The sequence below is a fragment of the Dactylosporangium sp. NPDC050688 genome, from assembly GCF_040654515.1.
In the GTDB taxonomy this organism is placed as follows: Bacteria; Actinomycetota; Actinomycetes; order Mycobacteriales; family Micromonosporaceae; genus Dactylosporangium.
In genome coordinates this window covers 18,909-37,454 of sequence record NZ_JBFAIC010000039.1, presented here as the reverse complement: position 1 = coordinate 37,454, position 18,546 = coordinate 18,909, and the positions used below count along the sequence as shown (strand labels likewise).

At 71.9% G+C, this 18,546-nt stretch carries 16 protein-coding genes; 6 read left to right on the top strand and 10 right to left on the bottom strand.

Going from position 1 to position 18,546, the window contains the following annotated elements:
- Nucleotides 1-101: 101 nt before the first annotated feature.
- Together mtrB and mtrA are read right to left on the bottom strand one after the other, a co-directional pair.
- Complete coding sequence (gene mtrB / locus AB0H83_RS30980) at nt 102-1,715, bottom strand: MtrAB system histidine kinase MtrB (protein WP_360101205.1); 1,614 nt, start codon at nt 1,713-1,715, stop codon at nt 102-104.
- 83 nt (nt 1,716-1,798) lie between these two features.
- On the bottom strand, nt 1,799-2,488 hold the full coding sequence (gene mtrA / locus AB0H83_RS30975) for an MtrAB system response regulator MtrA (RefSeq protein ID WP_033364613.1): 690 nt from the start codon (nt 2,486-2,488) through the stop codon (nt 1,799-1,801).
- A gap of 119 nt (nt 2,489-2,607) precedes the next feature.
- Between mtrA and AB0H83_RS30970 the strand changes: the two genes are divergently transcribed.
- From AB0H83_RS30970 to AB0H83_RS30950, 5 genes are all read left to right on the top strand, one after another.
- Complete coding sequence (locus AB0H83_RS30970; RefSeq protein ID WP_360101000.1) at nt 2,608-3,459, top strand: hypothetical protein; 852 nt, start codon at nt 2,608-2,610, stop codon at nt 3,457-3,459.
- Nucleotides 3,456-4,004 carry a DUF4129 domain-containing protein gene (locus AB0H83_RS30965; protein WP_360100997.1) on the top strand — a complete coding sequence of 183 codons (549 nt, stop codon included), beginning with the start codon at nt 3,456-3,458 and terminating at the stop codon, nt 4,002-4,004. Before AB0H83_RS30970 ends, AB0H83_RS30965 begins: the two co-directional genes overlap by 4 nt.
- The gene (locus AB0H83_RS30960) at nt 4,001-5,368 is read left to right on the top strand and encodes a DUF4350 domain-containing protein (RefSeq protein WP_360100994.1); all 1,368 of its coding nucleotides are present in this window, start codon (nt 4,001-4,003) and stop codon (nt 5,366-5,368) included. Before AB0H83_RS30965 ends, AB0H83_RS30960 begins: the two co-directional genes overlap by 4 nt.
- A gap of 17 nt (nt 5,369-5,385) precedes the next feature.
- Nucleotides 5,386-6,369, top strand: a complete 984-nt coding sequence (locus AB0H83_RS30955; RefSeq protein ID WP_360101202.1) for an AAA family ATPase — start codon at nt 5,386-5,388, stop codon at nt 6,367-6,369.
- Nucleotides 6,370-6,439: 70 nt separating this feature from the next.
- On the top strand, nt 6,440-7,783 hold the full coding sequence (locus tag AB0H83_RS30950) for a DUF58 domain-containing protein (protein WP_360101199.1): 1,344 nt from the start codon (nt 6,440-6,442) through the stop codon (nt 7,781-7,783).
- Between the two features lie 3 nt (nt 7,784-7,786).
- Here the strand turns inward: AB0H83_RS30950 and AB0H83_RS30945 are convergent, their stop codons facing one another.
- On the bottom strand, nt 7,787-8,782 hold the full coding sequence (locus AB0H83_RS30945; protein WP_360100991.1) for a stage II sporulation protein M: 996 nt from the start codon (nt 8,780-8,782) through the stop codon (nt 7,787-7,789).
- A 72-nt stretch (nt 8,783-8,854) separates the two neighbouring features.
- On the opposite strand from AB0H83_RS30945, the gene AB0H83_RS30940 reads away from it, so the two are divergent.
- A complete protein-coding gene (locus AB0H83_RS30940; protein WP_360100988.1) occupies nt 8,855-9,781 on the top strand; it encodes an RDD family protein in 927 nt (308 codons plus the stop codon).
- Between the two features lie 137 nt (nt 9,782-9,918).
- Here AB0H83_RS30940 and AB0H83_RS30935 read toward each other — a convergent pair whose 3' ends face one another.
- The 7 genes from AB0H83_RS30935 to efeO form a co-directional block, all read right to left on the bottom strand.
- On the bottom strand, nt 9,919-10,959 hold the full coding sequence (locus tag AB0H83_RS30935) for an oligopeptide/dipeptide ABC transporter ATP-binding protein (RefSeq protein ID WP_360100985.1): 1,041 nt from the start codon (nt 10,957-10,959) through the stop codon (nt 9,919-9,921).
- Complete coding sequence (locus AB0H83_RS30930; RefSeq protein ID WP_360100982.1) at nt 10,956-12,077, bottom strand: ABC transporter ATP-binding protein; 1,122 nt, start codon at nt 12,075-12,077, stop codon at nt 10,956-10,958. The genes AB0H83_RS30935 and AB0H83_RS30930 overlap by 4 nt, the downstream gene beginning before the upstream one ends.
- Nucleotides 12,074-12,985 (bottom strand): ABC transporter permease, encoded by a 912-nt coding sequence (locus AB0H83_RS30925; protein ID WP_360100979.1) that lies wholly within the window; start codon nt 12,983-12,985, stop codon nt 12,074-12,076. Before AB0H83_RS30925 ends, AB0H83_RS30930 begins: the two co-directional genes overlap by 4 nt.
- Nucleotides 12,978-13,964 (bottom strand): ABC transporter permease, encoded by a 987-nt coding sequence (locus AB0H83_RS30920; protein ID WP_360100976.1) that lies wholly within the window; start codon nt 13,962-13,964, stop codon nt 12,978-12,980. The genes AB0H83_RS30925 and AB0H83_RS30920 overlap by 8 nt, the downstream gene beginning before the upstream one ends.
- A gap of 78 nt (nt 13,965-14,042) precedes the next feature.
- Nucleotides 14,043-15,800, bottom strand: a complete 1,758-nt coding sequence (locus AB0H83_RS30915) for an ABC transporter family substrate-binding protein (RefSeq protein ID WP_360100973.1) — start codon at nt 15,798-15,800, stop codon at nt 14,043-14,045.
- 285 nt (nt 15,801-16,085) lie between these two features.
- On the bottom strand, nt 16,086-17,345 hold the full coding sequence (gene efeB, locus AB0H83_RS30910) for an iron uptake transporter deferrochelatase/peroxidase subunit (protein ID WP_360100970.1): 1,260 nt from the start codon (nt 17,343-17,345) through the stop codon (nt 16,086-16,088).
- A 46-nt stretch (nt 17,346-17,391) separates the two neighbouring features.
- A complete protein-coding gene (efeO, locus tag AB0H83_RS30905; RefSeq protein WP_360100967.1) occupies nt 17,392-18,534 on the bottom strand; it encodes an iron uptake system protein EfeO in 1,143 nt (380 codons plus the stop codon).
- Nucleotides 18,535-18,546 lie beyond the last annotated feature (12 nt).

Genomic DNA, 18,546 nt, shown 5'->3' with positions numbered 1-18,546 from the left:
GCTCCGGGCCGGTCATGACGTCACCTCCGCTACGCTCCGGCGCCGCCCTGACCTTCGAACTGCGCCCATGATGCCCAGCCCTCCGCTGCGCTCCGGGCCGGTCATGGGGTCTCCCCGATCAGCGCGGCCTCGTCGGCGCGGGCGTCGTCGGGGACCAGCCGCAGCGGCGAGGAGACCAGCCGGTCGCCGGAGCGCACCGGCAGGGTCAGCCGGAACTGGGCGCCCTTGCCGGGCGCGCCCCACGCCTCCAGCCAGCCGCCGTGCAGCCGGGCGTCCTCGAGGCTGATGGACAGGCCGAGCCCGGTGCCGCCGGTCTGCCGGGCCCGGGACGGGTCCGCCCGCCAGAAGCGGTTGAACACGAGCTTCTCCTCGCCGGTCTTGAGGCCGACCCCGCGGTCGCGCACGGTCACCGCCACCGCGGCCTCGTCGATGGCCAGGGTCACCACCACGGGCTTGCCCTCGCCGTGCTCGATGGCGTTGCCGAGCAGGTTGCGCAGCACCCGCTCGACGCGCCGCGGGTCGACCTCGGCGATCGCGCCGTCCTCGGGGGCGTCCACGCGCAACGGCACGCCGCAGCGCTCGGCGAGCGACTCCAGCCGCTCCGCCACCCGCCGCACGATCGGCACGAGGTCGGTCGGCTCGGCGTCCAAGGCGGCGAACCCGGCGTCGAACCGGCTGATCTCCAGCAGGTCGGTGAGCAGGTCCTCGAACCGGTCCAGCTCGGCCTGCAGCAGCTCCGCGCTGCGCGCCGCGGCCGGGTCGAAGTCGTCACGGGAGGCGAACAGCAGGTCCGCGGCCATCCGTACGGTGGTCAGCGGCGTGCGCAGCTCGTGCGACACGTCGGAGGTGAAGCGCCGCTGCAGGCGTGACATCTCCTCCAGCCGGACGATCTGCCGCTGCAGGTTGGCCGCCATCTGGTTGAACGCGGCCGCCAGGCGGGCCAGGTCGTCCTCGCCCTTGACCTGCATGCGCTGGTCGAGCAGGCCGGCGGAGAGCCGCTGCGCGGTGCGGGCGGCGACCCGGACCGGTTTGACCACGAGCCGGGTCATGGTGGCCGCGATCAGCGCCAGCAACGCCACGAGCGCGATGCCGGTGACGGTCACCACCAGCGCGACGAACTCGACCAGCGCGTTCTCGGCCTCCAACGGCAGCAGGTAGTACAGCTCCAGGGGCTCGCCGCCGGTGACGATCGGGGTGCCCATGACCAGGAACCGGGTCGGTCCCTGGCCGACGTCGAGGGTCTCGATCTGCTGATACGTGCCGAGGCGGCTGCCGACGACCGACTCGCGCAGCTTGCGCATCGGGGCCTGCTGCATCACCGCGGCCGCGCCGGTGTCGGGCGAGGCGGCCGCCAGCGGCGAGTTGCGCCGCAGGATGATCACCTCGGAGTCGGGCACGTCCATCGAGCTGGACAGGTCCGTCGCGACGACCCGCATCTTGCCGGGCAGGCCCGGGTCGTCGGCCTGGGTGTAGCCCTCCAGCTGCTTGGCGGCCTCCCGGGCGCCGCGCAGGATCCGCTCCTTCGACGTGTCGACCTGGGTGCGCAGCACGCCCTGGCTGATCATGTACGCGACCGTGTAGCCGAACGCCGACACCAGGATCGCCGAGAGCAGCAGCGTGATGCCCACGACCCGGAACTGCAGCGACCGCCGCCACTGCCGCCGCGCCGCCGCGTAGTAGCGCCGCAGCCGGCGGCTGGCCGCGAGCGGGACCAGCCGCCTCGGCCGGAAACGGCGGAAGCGGCGGACCTGCACGATGATCGGGTCGATACGCAGCACGGTGGAACCCTGTCCTCGGATCAGCCCGTGCCGGCCTTGTAGCCCACGCCACGCACGGTGAGAATGATCTCCGGCTTCTCCGGATCGGGCTCGATCTTCGCGCGCAACCGCTGCACGTGCACGTTGACCAGGCGGGTGTCGGCGGCGTGCCGGTAGCCCCAGACCTGCTCGAGCAGCACCTCCCGGGTGAACACCTGGCGCGGCTTGCGAGCCAGGGCCACCAGCAGGTCGAACTCGAGCGGGGTGAGCTTGACCTCCTCGCCGTCGCGCATGACGGTGTGCGCCGGCACGTCGATGGTGATCTGGTTGCCGGGCGGGCCGATGGTCAGCAGCTCGGGCGCGACGTCCTCACCGCGGCGCAGCCGGGCCCGCATGCGGGCGACCAGCTCCTTGGGCTTGAACGGCTTCATCACGTAGTCGTCGGCACCGGACTCCAGGCCGAGCACCACGTCGACCGTGTCGCTCTTGGCGGTGAGCATCACGATCGGCACGCCGGACTCGGCGCGGATGGACCTGCACACGTCGATGCCGCTCATGCCCGGCAGCATCAGGTCGAGCAGGACGATGTCGGGCCGGCTGTCCCGGAACGCACCGAGTGCACGCTCACCGTCCGCGACGAAGGACGGGAGGAAGCCTTCGCTGCGCAGGACGATGCCGAGCATCTCGGCAAGGGCGGGGTCGTCGTCGACCACCAGGACACGGGCTCTCATGCGGTCCAATATTTCACCTCCACGCCCGAAGGTGGGAACCCGACGCCCGATCTTGGTCAGTTTCCGGCTTTCCGGTAGGGCGGACCACCGCATTCGCACCCGCCGACTACGGTGTCCGCGTGGAGCAGTCCAGCCCCGTCATCCCACTGCGTCCGCTCACGTTCGGTGAGTTGCTCGACGCGGCGGTGCAGCTGCTGCGGATCAATGCCCGATTGCTCCTGATCGCCGCGTTCGTGCTGGCCGCATGCGAGCAGGCGGTCCTGTACCCGCTGCGCGCCGCCGCCGGCGTCGACGGCACGACGGACCTGTTCACCAGCGACGACGGCGGGCTGTGGTGGCTGGTCTTCTGCATCGGGCTGACCACCGAGGGCGTCGTGCTGGCGCTGCTCGGCGGGCTGACCGGCGCCGCCGCCGCGCCCGCCCTGCTCAGTACGCCGGTGCCGGCCCGCGACCTGCTGCGCCAGTGGGGCCGGCGGGCCCCGGCGCTGCTGGCGCTGGCGCTGGTCGTCGGCCTGATCCTGCTGCCGAGCGCGATCGTGGCGCTGCCCTGGTTCTGGTGCTTCGGCGCAATCGGCCTGGCCGCGCCCGCGCTGGTGGTCGACCGGGTCGGCCCCGGCGCCGCGCTGGCCCGCTCGCTCAGCCTCGCCTCGGTGGGGCTGCGCGGGGTGGCGGTCCGGCTGGGCGGCTACGGCGGCTGGGCGGCGATCCGGGTGGCCATCGGCTGGGGCACCGGCACGCTGCTGCAGACCGTGCTGCCGAGCGACGCGCTGCTCAGCCGGGTCGTCACCATCACCGTGTGGGTCCTGGCCAACACGGTCGTCTACGCCGCGCTCGCCTGCCTCGACGCGGTGCTCTACCTGGAGACCCGGATGCGTGTCGAGGGCCTGGACGTGGCGGTCGGCCGCGCCCGCCGGCTCGGCCGCCCCGTCGACCTGGCGCACACCGTCCTGCTCGGCTCGGTGCGGCAGTGACGCGCCGCTGGGCCGAGCTCCTGCAGCTGCTCGACGACACGATCGGGCTGCCGCTGCTGGTGTTCAGCCTGTTGCTGCTGTCGGTCGTCGGCGGGATCCTGCATTACTGCTATCCACGCTGGGTCCCATCCCGCTTCCCGCGGCTGCGCCGGCGTGGGAAAGGCGCGAAGAAGGATGCGCCCGGGCCGGTCGAGGTGACCGGGGAGGATCTGGAGCCGTCGTCCGGCGACGAGCTGCCCGACCTGCCCGCGCAGGTGTTCCTCACGCTGGCGGACCGGCTCGCCGCGGAGGGCCGCTACGCCGAGGCGGTCCGCGAGCGGCTCCGGGCGATCGTGCGCGGCCTGGCCGACCGGCGCACGGTGGAGATCCTGCCCGGCATGACGGTCACCGAGGTGGCGCACGCCGCGGCGGCCGTGGCGCCGGCGGTCGAGTCCCCGTTGCGCGGCGCGGCCGGGGTCTTCTCCGACATCTGGTACGGCCAGCTGCCCGCCACCGCCGAGCACGACACCCTGATGCGGCAGTACGCGGCGGAGGTCGGCGCATGAGGAAGACCCGCTCCCGGCGCTGGCTGCGGCTGGCGGTGCCACCCGTCGCGGTCCTGCTGGTCCTACTGACGGGCCTGGTGCTGTACCAGTGGGAGCAGCCCGACGAGGACGACCCCGCGTACCTGTCACCGGTGAGCACGGCCGGCATCGGCGCCGCCTCCCTCGCCGGCGCCGTGCGCGACGCCGGGGTCACGATCTCCCGGGTGGGCGGCACCGCCGATGCCTTCCGCCCCGAGCACCGCGGCGACGTCACGATCCTGCTCACCACCCCGCAGTTCGTGCACCCCGAGTACCTGCGGCGGCTGGCGCTGCTGCCCGCCTCGACCCGGGTCGTGGTCGTCGAGCCGAGCCGGCAGACCCTGCTGCGCGGCCAGCTGCCCATCAGGCGCAGCAGCCGGGGGTACGCCAGCGGGGTCAGCGCACCGGGCTGCGACTACGGGCCCGCCGCCGACGCCGGCCCGGCCGGGGTGCGCCGGACCCGGTACGGCCCGGTCGACGCGGGCGTCGAGCGGCAGCTCGCCCGCTGCTACGACGACTCGCTCGTGGTGTTCAGCCGCGGCTGGACCACGATGGCGATCGTCGGCTCGGCCGACCCGTTCCGCAACGACCGGATCGGCGAGCACGGCAACGCCCGGCTCGCCGTGGGCCTGCTGACCGCCAGGCCGCGACTGGTCTGGGTCGACCTGCACCACCGTGAGGCGCCGCCGGAGCCGGAGCGGGACCCGGGCCTCGGCGCCCCGACGCAGCGGCCCGACCCCACGGCCGGGCCGACCCCCGCACGGCCCACCGCGACCACCGGGCCCACCGCCACCGTCCCCGGCGGCGGTGCCGGCAGCGCCGGACGCAGCGGTCCGGCCGGCTCCCCGTCGGGCGAGGCCGACGGCGGCCGGGCGGCCGGCGAGCCGCCGAACCCGCTGTGGGAGGCGTTCCCGGCCTGGACCTACGTGATCGCCGCGTTGCTCGCCGTCGTCTTCCTGCTGTACGCCCTCGCCCGGGCCCGGCGGATGGGCGGGCCGGTCGTGGAGCCGCTGCCCGTCGTGGTCCGCGCCGGCGAGACGGTCACCGGTCGCGGCCGGCTCTACCAGCGGGCCAGGGCCCGTGAGGAGTCCCTGACGACGCTGCGGGCCGCCGCGCTGGGCAGGATGGCGCGGCTGCTGCGGCTGGAGCCCGGCACCAGCCGGGAGACGGTCGTGGCCGCGGTCGCCGCGTCGAGCGGCTGGCCGCCGCACGTGGTCATGGACACGCTCTTCGGCGCACCGCCGCAGGACGACGACTCGCTGGTCACCGCAGCCGTCCGGCTGGAGGCCCTGGTCGAGGCCGTCACCACCGAACAACCCGACCTCTCAGAAGGAGCCCGACGGTGACCGACACCGCTGTCCCGCTGGCCAAGCCGGCGCCCGAGCCGGTCGGCGACCCGCAGCACGCCCGCGCGGCCCTCGGCCGGTTGCGCGCCGAGGTCGGCAAGGTCGTCGTCGGCCAGGACGCCGTCGTGTCCGGCATGGTGATCGCCCTCCTCGCCCGCGGGCACGTGCTGCTGGAGGGGGTGCCGGGCGTGGCGAAGACGCTGCTGGTGCGCACCATCGCCGCGGCGCTGGACCTGGACACGAAGCGGGTGCAGTTCACCCCGGACCTGATGCCCGGCGACGTCACCGGCTCGCTGGTCTTCGACGCCCGCACCGCCGAGTTCGAGTTCCGCGAGGGGCCGGTCTTCACCAACCTGCTGCTCGCCGACGAGATCAACCGGACCCCGCCGAAGACCCAGGCGTCGCTGCTGGAGGTCATGGAGGAGCGCCAGGTCTCGGTCGAGGGCAGGGCCCGCCCGCTGCCGGACCCGTTCCTGGTCGCCGCGACGCAGAACCCGATCGAGTACGAGGGCACCTACCCGCTGCCGGAGGCGCAGCTGGACCGGTTCCTGCTGAAGCTGACCGTGCCGTTGCCGACCCGCGACGAGGAGCTCGGCGTGCTGCGCGCCCACCACCAGGGCTTCGACCCGCGCCGGCTGCACGACGCCGGGGTGCGCGCGGTCGCGACCGCGGCCGACCTGGCCGCCGCCCGCGCCGCCGTGCAGCGGGTCGCGGTCGCCGACGGCGTGCTCGCGTACATGGTCGACCTGTGCCGGGCCACCCGCAGATCGCCGTCGCTGGAGCTGGGCGCGTCGCCGCGCGGCGCGACGGCGCTGCTCGCCGCGGCCAAGGCGTGGGCGTGGCTGACCGGCCGGGAGTACGTCACACCCGACGACGTGAAGGCCCTCGCCCGCCCGACGCTGCGGCACCGGGTGCGGCTGCGGGCCGAGGCGGAGCTGGAGGGTGTCACCGCCGACACGGTGCTCGACTCCGTCCTGGCCACCGTGCCGACCCCGCGATGACAAGCCGTCGCGCACCGCACCGGCCCGCACCACGCCAAAACGCGGCCGCGGGCGACGGGGTGCCCGCGTGATCACCTGGCGCCCGGCCGCGGCCGTCGCCGCCGGCGCGCTGCTGCTCGCGCTCGCCGGTGTCGCCCTCGGCGACCGGGCCGGCGCGGAGTGGCTGTGGCTCGGCGCGGGGGTGCTGCTCGTCGCGGTCGCCGCCGCCTGCGTCGTGGACGTCCTCGCCGCGGTCCCGCCGAAGGCGCTGGCCCTGACCCGCTCCGGGCAGCGGTCGCTGTGGCTCGGCGACACGGGCAGCGTCGAGCTGACCGTCCGCAACGGCGCCGACCGGCCGTTCACCGGGCGGGTCCGCGACGCGTGGGTGCCCTCCGCCGGCGCGTACCCGGCCGAGCAGGACGTGCGGATCGAGCCGGGTCGCTCGGTCCGGCTGACCACCACGCTGACCCCGACGCGGCGGGGCGACCGGCCGGCGGTCCGGGTCACGCTGCGCTCCTACGGCCCGATGCGCCTCGCGTACCGGCAGACCACCCGGCGGGCCGCGGACGCCATGACCCCGCCGTGGCTGGTGCGGGTGTACCCGGCGTTCGCATCCCGGCGGATCCTGCCGGAGAAGGTCGCCCGGCTGCGCGTGCTGGACGGCTCCGTGGTGACCCGCGGCCGCGGCCAGGGCACCGAGTTCGACACGCTGCGCGAGTACGTCATCGGCGACGACGTGCGCTCCATCGACTGGCGCGGCAGCGCCCGCCGCTCCGACGTGGTGGTGCGCACCTGGCGGCCGGAGCGCGACCGGCGGCTCGTCTGCGTCCTGGACACCGGCCGGACCTCGGCGGCGCGCATCGGCGACGAGCCGCGCCTGGACGCGGCGATGGACGCCGCGCTGCTGCTCGCCTCCGTCGCCGCCCGCGCCGACGACCGGGTCGACCTGCTCGCCGTCGACACCGCGGTCCGCGCGTCGGTGACCAACGTCGACAAGAGCACCCTGCTGTGGCGGCTCGTCACCGCGATGGCCCCGCTGCAGCCGGCGCTGGTCGAGACGGACTTCGGCCTGGTCGCCGGCGAGGTCCTGCGCCGGGAGCGCAAGCGGGCCCTGGTGGTGCTGTTCACCGCGCTGGAGCCGGGCGCGCTCGGCGACGGGCTGCTGCCGGTCCTGCCGCAGCTGGCCGCCCGGCACAAGGTCGTCGTGGCCGCGGTGCACGACCCCGAGCTGAGCCGGATGGCCCAGGTGCGGCCGGACGCCGGCCCGGAGGACGTGTACACCGCGGCGGCCGCGCAGCGGACCCTCGCGGAGCGGGAGCGGGTCAGCGCCGCGCTGCGCCGCCACGGCGTCGAGGTGGTCGACGCCCCGGCGGACGTGTTCGCGTCCCGGGTCACCGACCACTACCTGGCGCTCAAGGCCACCGGCCGGCTGTGACCGTCAGGCCGCCGGCACCGGCGCCTCGGTCAGCTCCTCCGGCAGGTCCGTCGACACGCCTTCCAGGTGTGCCGCGCGGCCGAGGATCACCACGTACGCGAGGAACGCCAGCCAGACCAGGGCCCCGATGACGTCCTTGACCAGCATCGGCAGGGCCGACGGGGTGAGGAAGCCCTCCAGGACGCCGCTGACCAGCAGCACCACCACCAGGCCGAGCGCGACCAGCATGCCCTCGCGGGCCGCCTCGACGAGCGCGCGGCCGCGGGTGCGCAGCGGGCCGGGCGCGATCCAGGCCCAGCCGATGCGCAGCCCGACGCCGGCGCCGACGAAGACCGCGGTCAGCTCCAGCAGGCCGTGCGGCATGATCATGCCGAAGAAGACGTCGCCGCGCCCGTAGGCGATCATCACGCCGCCGGTCAGCCCGATGTTGACCGCGTTGGAGAACAGCACGACCAGCACCGGCAGGATCAGCACGCCGCCGGCGAGGCACTCCGCGGTCAGCACCGCGTTGTTGGTCCACACGCGCAGCGTCTGGTTCTGCGACGCGAACTGGCTGTAGTAGCCGACGAAGTCGCTCTGGACCATCCTGGTGATCGTGGCGTCGTCCATGAACAGGTCGGCGACCTCGGGGTGGGCCACCACGTACCCCATGATGCCGAACGCGACGAGGCTGAACGTCGTGGCGACGGCCGACCACCACGGCCACGCCCGGTAGACGGCGAGCGGGAACCCGGCCGTGAAGAAGTGCCCCACCCGCCGCCAGGAGAACGCGGGCGTGCCCGTGATCGCGTTGCGGGCCGCGAGGACCAGCCGGGACAGCCGGGCGACCAGCGCCGGGTCGGGCGAGCGGCTGCGCACGACCGACAGGTGCGTGGCGGCGCGCTGGTAGAGCGCGACCAGCTCGTCGGCCTCCGCGGCGGTCACCCGCCGGCGGCGGGCCAGCTGGTCCAGCCGCCGCCACTCGGCCGCATGCTCCGCCACGTATGCGTCCAGGTCCACGACGGCAGCGTAGACGGCCCCGGCACCCCGCGCGGGCCACCGTTGCGGCGCCGCTGTTGCACACTGTTGCCCATGAGCGTCGCCACCGCCCCGGAGAGCCCCGGAGACCGCCTGGTCAGCGGGGAGGCGGTCGAGCTCGACGTGCGCGTCGCCCGGCTCGGCTCGCGGGTGCTCGCCCTCATCATCGACGCCTTCGGTCAGGCCGTGCTCTTCATCGTGCTGTTCGTCGTGGCGGCGCTGCTCCGCCTGGTGAGCAGCGCCGCCGGGCTGTTCGACGACGGCCTCGGCCAGGCGATCTTCACGGTCATCCTGGCCACCACGGCGCTGGGCTACCCGGTGTTCTTCGAGACCGTCCTGCGCGGGCGCACCCCCGGCAAGGCCGCGATGGGGCTGCGCGTGGTCCGCGACGACGGCGGGCCCGTGCGCTTCCGTCAGGCCTTCACCCGCGCCCTGGTCGGCATGACCCTGGAGTGGCCCGGCCTGCTGCTGCCCGTGGTCACCTGGGTCGCGAGCCTCGGCACGATGCTCGTCGGCCGCAGCGGCAAGCGCCTCGGCGACTGGGCCGCCGGCACCATCGTCATCCACGAGCGGACCCCCGCCAGCTGGGGCTGGGTCCCGGCGATGCCGCCGCCGCTTCGCGGCTGGGCGGCCCGGCTCGACCTGACCGGCCTGGACGACAGCCTGGCGCTCGCCGTGCGGCACTTCCTGGCCCGCAACCGCGAGATCACCGAACCGTCCCGCACCGCCCTGGGCCGCGCGCTGGCCCGCGAGGTCGCCCTGTGCACGACTCCCCCGCCGCCGCCGGACGCCCCCGGCTGGGCATACCTGGCGGCGGTGATCGCCGAGCGCAACCGCCGGGCGAGCGTCCAGCTGGTCAAGGCCCGGGCGGCGTCGGCGAGCGTGTGGCCGGGCCTGCCCGGCGCGGCCGGCCCGCAGCTCGTCGGCCCGTTCGAGCAGGCCCCGAAGCCCCACCCGCTGCGCCCCGCCGTGCCGTACTGACCGCACCACGGAAAAAGCGGCCCGCCGCAGCAAGCACACGCCGCGGAAAAGCGCGGAAAGCGGCCGGCACGCCGCAGAGCGGCGCACGCCGCGGCCCCGGCCTGTTCGCGCAGACCGGGGCCGGAGCGGGGCGCGTCCTAGACGAGCTTGACGGCCTCCGCGTAGTGGCAGGCACTGCGGTGGCCCTGGCCGCGGTCGGTCAGGGCGGGCACCTCGTCCGTGCACAGCTTGCGTTCCTCGGCGCTGAGCTGGTCGGCGAACTTGGGGCAGCGGGTCCGGAACCGGCAGCCGCTCGGCGGGTTGACCGGGCTGGGCACGTCGCCGGTGAGCAGGATGCGCTGCCGGACCCGTTCCTTGCGCGGGTCGGGCAGCGGGATCGCCGAGATGAGCGCCTGCGTGTACGGGTGCGACGCCTTCGTGAACAGGTCCTCGACCGTGGCCGTCTCCACGATGCGGCCCAGGTACATGACCGCGACGCGGTGCGCGATGTGCCGGACCACGGACAGGTCGTGGGAGACGAACAGGTAGGACAGCCCGAGCTCGCGCTGCAGGTCCTCCAGCAGGTTGATGACGCCCGCCTGGATGGAGACGTCGAGCGCGGACACCGGCTCGTCGAGGACCAGCACCTTCGGCCGCAGGGCCAGGGCGCGGGCGATGCCGATGCGCTGGCGCTGGCCGCCGGAGAACTCGTGCGGGTAGCGGTTGCCGTGCTCGGCGTTGAGCCCGACGGTCGACATCAGCTCGCGGACCTTGGCCGCGCCGCCGTCGGAGAACAGGCCGTGGATCCGCAGCGGCTCAGCGATGATCTCGAACACCGTCATGCGGGGGTCGAGCGAGGCGAACGGGTCCTGGAACACGATCTGCAGGTCGCGGCGCAGCGGCCGCATCTGCGCGCGGGACAGCTTGGCGAGGTCCTTGCCCGCGTAGTGGATCTCGCCGCTGGTCGGGCGGATCAGGTTGAGCAGCAGCCGGGCCGTGGTCGACTTGCCGCACCCCGACTCGCCGACCAGGCCGAGGGTCTCGGTGGCGCCGATGTCGAAGGAGACGTCGCACACGGCGTGCACCTCGCCGATCCGCCGGCGCAGGATGCCCCGGGAGCGGACCGGGAAGTGCTTGACCAGGTTGCGCGCCGAGATGACCGTCCCGGTCGCGGCCGGCTTCGTGAGTTCGGTCGTCATGCGGCGTCCTCCGGGGTGTCGGCGGCCAGGGCCGTGTCGGCCACCGCGACCTCTTCGGTGTCCACGTCGACGGAGGTCACCGCGAAGACGTCGGTGGCCTGGGTGTCGACGAGCTGCGTGCTGAAGTGGCAGGCCGCGGCGTGCCGGCCGCCGGGCTCGACCTCGAGCAGGTCGGGCTCGACCTCGTCGCAGATGTCCTGGGCGAGCGGGCAGCGGGGCCGGAACGGGCAGCCGGGCGGCAGGTTGAGCAGCGACGGCGGCGTCCCGACGATCGGGGTGAGCCGGGCGTCGCGGCCCTCGTCAACGCGGGGCAGGCTGCCCAGCAGGCCGAGGGCGTAGGGCATCCGCGGCCGGTAGAAGATGTCGTCGACGGTGCCCGACTCGACCAGCTTGCCGGCGTACATGACGCAGACCCGGTCGGCGTGCCCGGCGATGACCCCCAGGTCGTGGGTGATGAGCACCAGCGCGGCGCCGATCTCGGTGCGGGCCGCCTCGAGCGCCTCCAGGACCTGCGCCTGGACGGTGACGTCCAGCGCCGTGGTCGGCTCGTCGGCGATCATGACCTCGGGGTTGTTCGCCATCGCGATGGCGATCACGACCCGTTGCCGCATGCCGCCGGACATCTCGTGCGGGTAGTTGTTCACCCGCTGCTCCGGGAACGGGATGCCGACGACCTTGAGCAGGTCGACCGCGCGTTCCCAGGCGGCGCGCTTGCTGACGTCGTGGTGCACCAGGACGGCCTCGGCGATCTGCTTGCCGACGGTGTAGACCGGGTTCAGCGACGTCAGCGGGTCCTGGAAGATCATCGCCAGGTTCTTGCCGCGGATCTTGCTCATCTCACGGTCGTTCTTGCCGAGCAGCTCCTCGCCGCGGAAACGGGCCGAGCCGGTGATCTTCGCGGAGGTGGGCAGCAGGCCCATGAGCGCGAGCGACGTGACCGACTTGCCGGAGCCCGACTCGCCGACGATGCCGAGCGTCTCGCCGCGCCGCAGCGCGTACGACACGCCCCGGACCGCCTTGACGAGGCCGTCCTCGGTGGGGAACGAGACGCTGAGGTTGTCGACCTCCAGCACGGTGTCGGTCGCGGCGGGGCGGCTGTTGAGTTCGATGGAGGTCATCGGCGCACCAGTGTCTGTCGGGGGTCGAACGCGTCGCGCAGGCCGTCACCGATGAAGTTGACCGTCAGCGCGATGAGGATGATGAACAGGCCCGGGAAGTAGAACAGCCACGGCTGGTCCTGCACGGAGAGCTTGGCGTCGTTGATGAGCAGGCCCAGGGACGTGTCCGGGCGCTGCACGCCGAAGCCGATGAAGGACAGCGCCGTCTCGGCGAGGATCGTGGTCGCGATCGTCACCGTGGCCGCGACGATGATCGTGCCGAGCGCGTTGGGCAGCAGGTGCCGGACGATGATGCGCAGGTCGCTCGCGCCCATCGCCTTGGCCGCCTCGACGAACTCCTGTTCCCGCAGCGACAGCACGACGCCGCGGACGACCCGGGAGATGCCGGCCCAGGCCAGGAACGACAGCACGAGGGCGAGCCCCCACCAGCTGGCGCCGCCCTGGAGGTTGACCGACAGGGTCACCGCGATCGCGATGCTGGGCAGCGTGAGCACCACGTCGGCGAGGCGCATGAGCACGCCGTCGGCCCAGCCGCGGTAGAAGCCGGCGACGGCGCCCCACAGCGCGCCGAAGGTGGTGGCGATCAGCGCGACGAGCAGCGAGATCTTCAGTGACTGCTGGGTGCCGCGCATGCTCTGGCCGAGCAGGTCGTGGCCGGCCTGGTCGGTGCCGAGCGGGTACTGCGCCGACGGCGGGGAGAAGCTGGGGCCGTCGATGTAGGCGTAGTCGTACTTCCACAGCAGCGGGCCGACGAACGCGAACAGCACGATGAGCAGGAACAGCACGAGACTGCCGACGGCGAGCCGGTGCCGCAGGAAGCGGCGCAGCACCAGCTCGAGCTGGCTGCGCTGGCGCGTGGTCAGGACAGGGGTGGCCTCGGGGGCCTTGGTGACCAGTGAGCTACTCATAGCGGATCCTCGGGTCCAGCACGGCGTAGAGGAGGTCGGCGATGATGTTGAAGACGATCACCACGAGGCCGGAGACGAGCAGCCACCCGAGCAGCGAGTTGACGTCCCGCCGGGTGACGGACTCCAGCAGGTAGGTGCCCATGCCGGACCAGTTGAAGACGGTCTCGGTGATCACCGCGCCGCCGAAGATCCCGCCGATGTCGACGGCCGTGATGGTCGCGAGGGGGATCAGCGCGGTCCGCAGCGCGTGGCGGACCATGACCTGGCGGCGGCGCAGCCCCTTGGAGCGGGCCAGCCGCACGTAGTCGCTGTTGAGCACCTCGAGCATCGCGCTGCGCTGGTACCGGCTCCAGGCCGCGTACGTGATCAGCGTCAGCGAGATCGTGGGCAGGACCATGTGCCCCGCGATATCGGTGATCTTGCCCCACGTGTCGAACGTGTCGTGGTTGTAGTCCTTGTCTCCGAGCGTGTAGAAGACCTGGGATCCGGTGCTCTGGTTGTACGCGACGCCGGCCTCCTTGAGCAGCAGCGCCAGCCAGAACGACGGGATCGACAGGGCGAGGAAGCCGACGAAGGTGAAGCCGTAGTCGATCTTGCTGTACTGCTTGACGGCGCTCAGCACGCCGGAGATCACTGCCAGGATCACGGCCAGGAGCATGGCGACGAAGACCAGCCGCAGGGTGACCCAGAGCCGGTCACCGAGCTGGTCACCGATGTTGATGGTCTTCTCGGTGGACTGGCCGAAGTCGCCGTGCAGGACGAGGTTGCCCAGCCAGGAGACATACCGCTCCACCAGAGGCTTGTCGAGGCCCAGCCGGTGAGCCTCCAGCTGCCTGGTCTCCAGCGGCACCGGTGGGTTGCGCGCTTCCATGTCGTCGATCGGGTTGCCCGAGAACGAGGCGATGGCGAACACGAATATCGAGGCGGCGATGAGCACCGGGATTCCGATCAGGAGCCGGCGCACCGCATAGGCGATCATGAGTTTCCTCCGCTGTTCGCAGGTGCGGGAAGACCCCGGACGCCGGTCGGCGTCCGGGGTCCCCGTCGATCCGGTGCGTCAGGCCGCTTTCTGGCCCCACTCCTGGATGTTGTAGGTCGGGCTCCACTGCGTGGCGTTGTCCCGGATGTTGACGTAGTCCGAGTACGTGAACGTCAGCGTGGGCTTCTGAGCCAGCGGAAGGACGTAGGCTTCCTTCGCCATGATCTCGTTGGCCTGGTTGATCAGGTCGGCGGCCTTCTTCGGGTCGAGCGAGCGGGCGCCCTCGTTGGTCAGCTTGTCGACGTCGGGGTTGGAGTAGCTGCCGTAGTTGCCGCCATTGCCGGTGACCCAGTTCTGCTCGGCCGAACCCTGGTAGAGCGGGCTGCCGACCCAGGCGAAGATGATCATGTCGTAGTCGGCGGTCGAGAGCGTCTTGCCCAGCGTCTCGGTGACCTCGATCTTGATGTCCAGGCCGATGTTCTTCAGCGCGGCCTGGACCAGCTCGGCGGTGGTGGCGCGCAGCTGGTTGCCCTTGGTGTGGCGGAAGCGCATCGCCGGCACGGCCTCGCCGGTCTTCGTGAGGAGCTTGCCACCCTCGATCTTGTAACCGGCGTCGGTCAGGATCTTCTTGGCCTTCTCCACGTCACCGGAGCCCTGGCCCGTCGGGGTCACGACGTCCTTGTAGTTCGGGTCACCCGGGAAGAAGTTGTGGCTGCCCAGCGGCTTGGCGGCCTTGTCGAACACACCGTAGGTCTTGTCGATGACCGACTTGACGTTGATCGCGGTGAAGATCGCCTGGCGCAGCGCGACGTCGGCCAGGTACTTGTTCTTCAGGTTCAGGTCCAGGTGCTCCCACTGGTACCCGTGACCGATGCGGTAGATCACGCCGGGGGTCTCGGCCGCGCCGTTCACCAGCGCTGCGTTCGGCTGCGGCGACATGCCGGTGATCTCCTTGTTGCGCAGGGCCGGGATGACACTGCCCTGGTCGATGATGAACTTGAAGACGACCTTGTCCAGCGACGGCTTGACCTTGCCGTACCACTTGTCGTTCTTCTTGAGCACCAGCGACTGGTCCTTGTTGAACGTGTCGATCAGCAGCGGGCCACCGGACCAGGTGGGCACGGTCTCACTGAACCAGTTCGAGGCGCTGTTGACGCCCTCCGGCTTGTTCAGGTCGAAGCCCTGCTTGGTCGCGAGGTGGGCCGGGTAGAGGCCGTCGGTGGAGTACAGGCCCTTCCAGTCGGCGTAGGTCTTGCCGTCCTCGAAGGTCACCGTCACGGTCTTGCCGTTGTCCGAGCCGACGATGCTCTTGATCAGGTCCCAGCCTGAGGTGCTGGCCGGCGTGCACTCCGAGCAGTGCTCCTTCTTGCCGGAGTTCATCTTCCACATGAAGATGAAGTCCTCGGCGCTGATGCCCGTGCCGTCGCTCCACACCGCGTCGGCCTTGATCTTGTAGACCACCGTCTGCGGGTTCTGGTTCGTCAGCTCGGCCGAGGTCAGCAGGTCCGAGTTGAGCTGGAGCTCGCCGCTCGGGTCGGACTTGAAGACCTGGGGGATGATGCCGGACAGGGCCTGCGACGCGACGAGCGTGTTGCCCTCTTCGGTGGTGATGTTCCAGCTGGTGAAGCTCTGCTCGAGGCCGAAGATGTATTCGCCGCCCGGCTTGGTGTTGCCGCTGTTGCAGGTGTTCGGGCTCTTCTCGCAGTCGGCGAAGCCGGCGTTGGACGTCGGCGTCTCCTTGTTGCTCTCACTCCCGCCACCGCAGGCGGTCAACGTAAGCAGCGAAGCCGCCGCGACCGCGATGAGGCCGGTGAGCCCCTTCGATCTCGTGCGCATGTCTCCTCCAGTCAGGAACGACAGCCCTGGCCACGATGGAGTCCGCGGTCGCGGGCACGACCGTGGGCCAACCAGGCTGCGTTGTGGTGCCTAAAGGAAACGACGCGAGGGGCTACCTGCATAGAGGATGTAGAGATTCGTAACTGTCCCGTTATGCGGACTGTTGCCTGACCATTTGGACATCGAAATGGACGTTCCGAAGTTCCCAAGTTACAGATGGTGAAATTAGATCTTGCTGACTTGCGCCCGAAATATCCGAGAAACACGCCTTCGAATGCGGTCAATCTACGCGAATAGTGCCCGACCCCAGTAGTCGTCGGCCGCACGGATGCCCGGAGGGCACGCGAACAAACCACTTGACACGTGGCGGACGTACTCGTTGAGCGTGTCCTGCCGCGCGAGGCGGGTCTGCACGGGCACGAACTGCCGCCGCGGATCACGCTGGTAGGCGATGAAGAACAGCCCGGCGTCGAGGCGGCCGAGCCCGTCGGAGCCATCGACGAAGTTGTAGCCGCGGCGCAGCAGCCGGGCCCCGTCGTTGGAGTCCGGATGCGCCAGCCGCACGTGGGCGTCCGCGGCGATGAGCGGCTCGCCGCCGGCGCCGGTCGCGGCGAACTGCGGCGTGTCGAACTCGCCCTTGCCGCCCAGCGGCGCGCCCTCGCCCTTGTCCCGGCCGATGATCGCCTCCTGCTCGCCGAGCGAGGTGCGGTCCCAGGTCTCGATGAGCATACGGATCTTGCGGGTGACGAGGTAGGAGCCGCCCGCCATCCACTCCGCGCCGTCACCCGGCTGCACCCACAGGTGGTCCTTGAGCAGCTGGGTGTCCTCGGCCTTCAGGTTGGCGGTGCCGTCCTTGAAGCCGAACAGGTTGCGGGCGGTCACCTGGTCGCGGGACGTCGACGAGGTGCGCCCGAAGCCCAGCTGCGTCCAGCGGACGCTGACCACGCCGAAGCCGATGCGGGCGAGGTTGCGCACCGCGTGGACGGCCACCTGCGGGTCGTGCGCGCACGCCTGGATGCAGATGTCGCCGCCGGAGATCTCCGGCTTGAGCGCGTCCTTGGCGAAGCGTGGCAGGTCGGCCAGGGCGACGGGGCGGCGGTCCGCGATGCCGAAGCGGTCCTTGCCCTCGGCGGTGCGAAACAGCGTCGGCCCGAACCCGATGGTGAGGGTGAGGCCGGACGGTGGCAGGCCGATCGCCTCGCCCGTGTCGTCGGGCGCGGCCTCGGGAGCGCCGTTGACCGCGCCGATGCTGCCGGCGTCGCGGCCCTGCGTCATCCGCGCGGCGGCGTGGGTCCACTTCTCCAGCAGCTCGACGAGCTCGGCCTTCTTGTCGGTGATGACGTCGAAGGCGACGAAGTGCAGGCGGTCCTGGGCGGGGGTGACGATGCCCGCCTGGTGCTCGCCGTAGAACGGGATCGCCGCACCCGCGTCCGCGGCCTGCGCCGGGTGCGTGGCGCCGTCGATCAGCGTCGCGCCGGCCACACCCGCGGCGGCGGCGCCGACGGCGCCGGCACCGGCGAGCCCGAGCATCTTGCGTCGATCCATCGTGCGTCCCTTCCGTGGGTGCGATGCCGGTGCCGGTGCCGGTCGCCTACTTCCCGGCGACCAGCGGGGCGACCTTGCTGATCGGCTCGGCCAGCGCGTTGATCGCGTCGGCGAGGGCCTTGAGGTCACCCTCGGACAGCTCGTTGTGGAACTTCCAGCCGTCGCCGTTGCGGTGCTTGTCCAGCTCGGCCTGGGCCGCGGCGAACTTCTCGTCGAGGGTCTTGGCCAGGGCGGCGTCCTTCTCCTCGATCACCGGGCGCAGCGCGGCGATCGCGGCGCGGGAGCCTTCGAGGTTGGCCGCGAAGTCCCACAGGTCGGTGTGGGAGAAGGTGTCCTCCTCGCCGGTGATCTTGCCGGTGGCGACCTCGTCGAGCAGTTCCTTCGCCCCGTTGGCCAGGTTCAGCGGCGACAGCTGCACGCTGTTGGCCTTCTCGACGATCGTCTTGACGTCGGCGAGCAGCTTGTCGGCGGTCGGCCCGGACTTGCTGACGTCCTTGGCGACCCAGAGGTCCTTCTCGATCTTGTGGAAGCCGGTCCACTCCTGGCCCGCCTCCAGGTCCGCCTCGCGGGCGTCGATGGCCGGGTCGAGGTCGCCGAAGCTCTCCGCGACCGGCTCGATGCGCTCCCAGTACGTGCGGGCGATCGGGAAGAGCGTCTTGGCCTTCTCGATGTCGCCGGCCTTGACCGCGTCGACGAACTCGGTGGTCTTGTCGATCAGCGCGCCGGTCTGGCTCTTCACGTAGCGCTGGTAGTCCTGCGTCGCCTGGGCGAGCTTCGCGTCGTCGGTGAGCGGCTTCGCCTCGCCGGTGGCCTTGAACCCGCCGCGGATGCCCTTGCCGATCATGCCGGGCTTGCAGGCCGTCTCGTACGTGCCGGCGGGCAGCTCGACGATGAGCTCGCGGCTCAGGCCGGGCGCCACGTTCTCGACCTCGCCCATGATCCGGTCGCCGGAGGCGTACACGTAGAACTCGGTGACCTTGGCGCCCTTGTTGCTGACGGCGAACGTCACGGCCCCGGCCGCCACCTCGGTCTTCTCGACCTTGCACTCGGTGTCGGTCGCGGTCACGGCGATCTTGCCGTTGCCGGCCGCCGCGGGCTTGCCATCGCCGGCGCCGTCGCCGCCGCAACCACCGAGGGTCAGCGCGGCCACCGTGCCGGCGCTCACCGCGATCAAGGCTGATGTACGCATGGTTCTCCTACG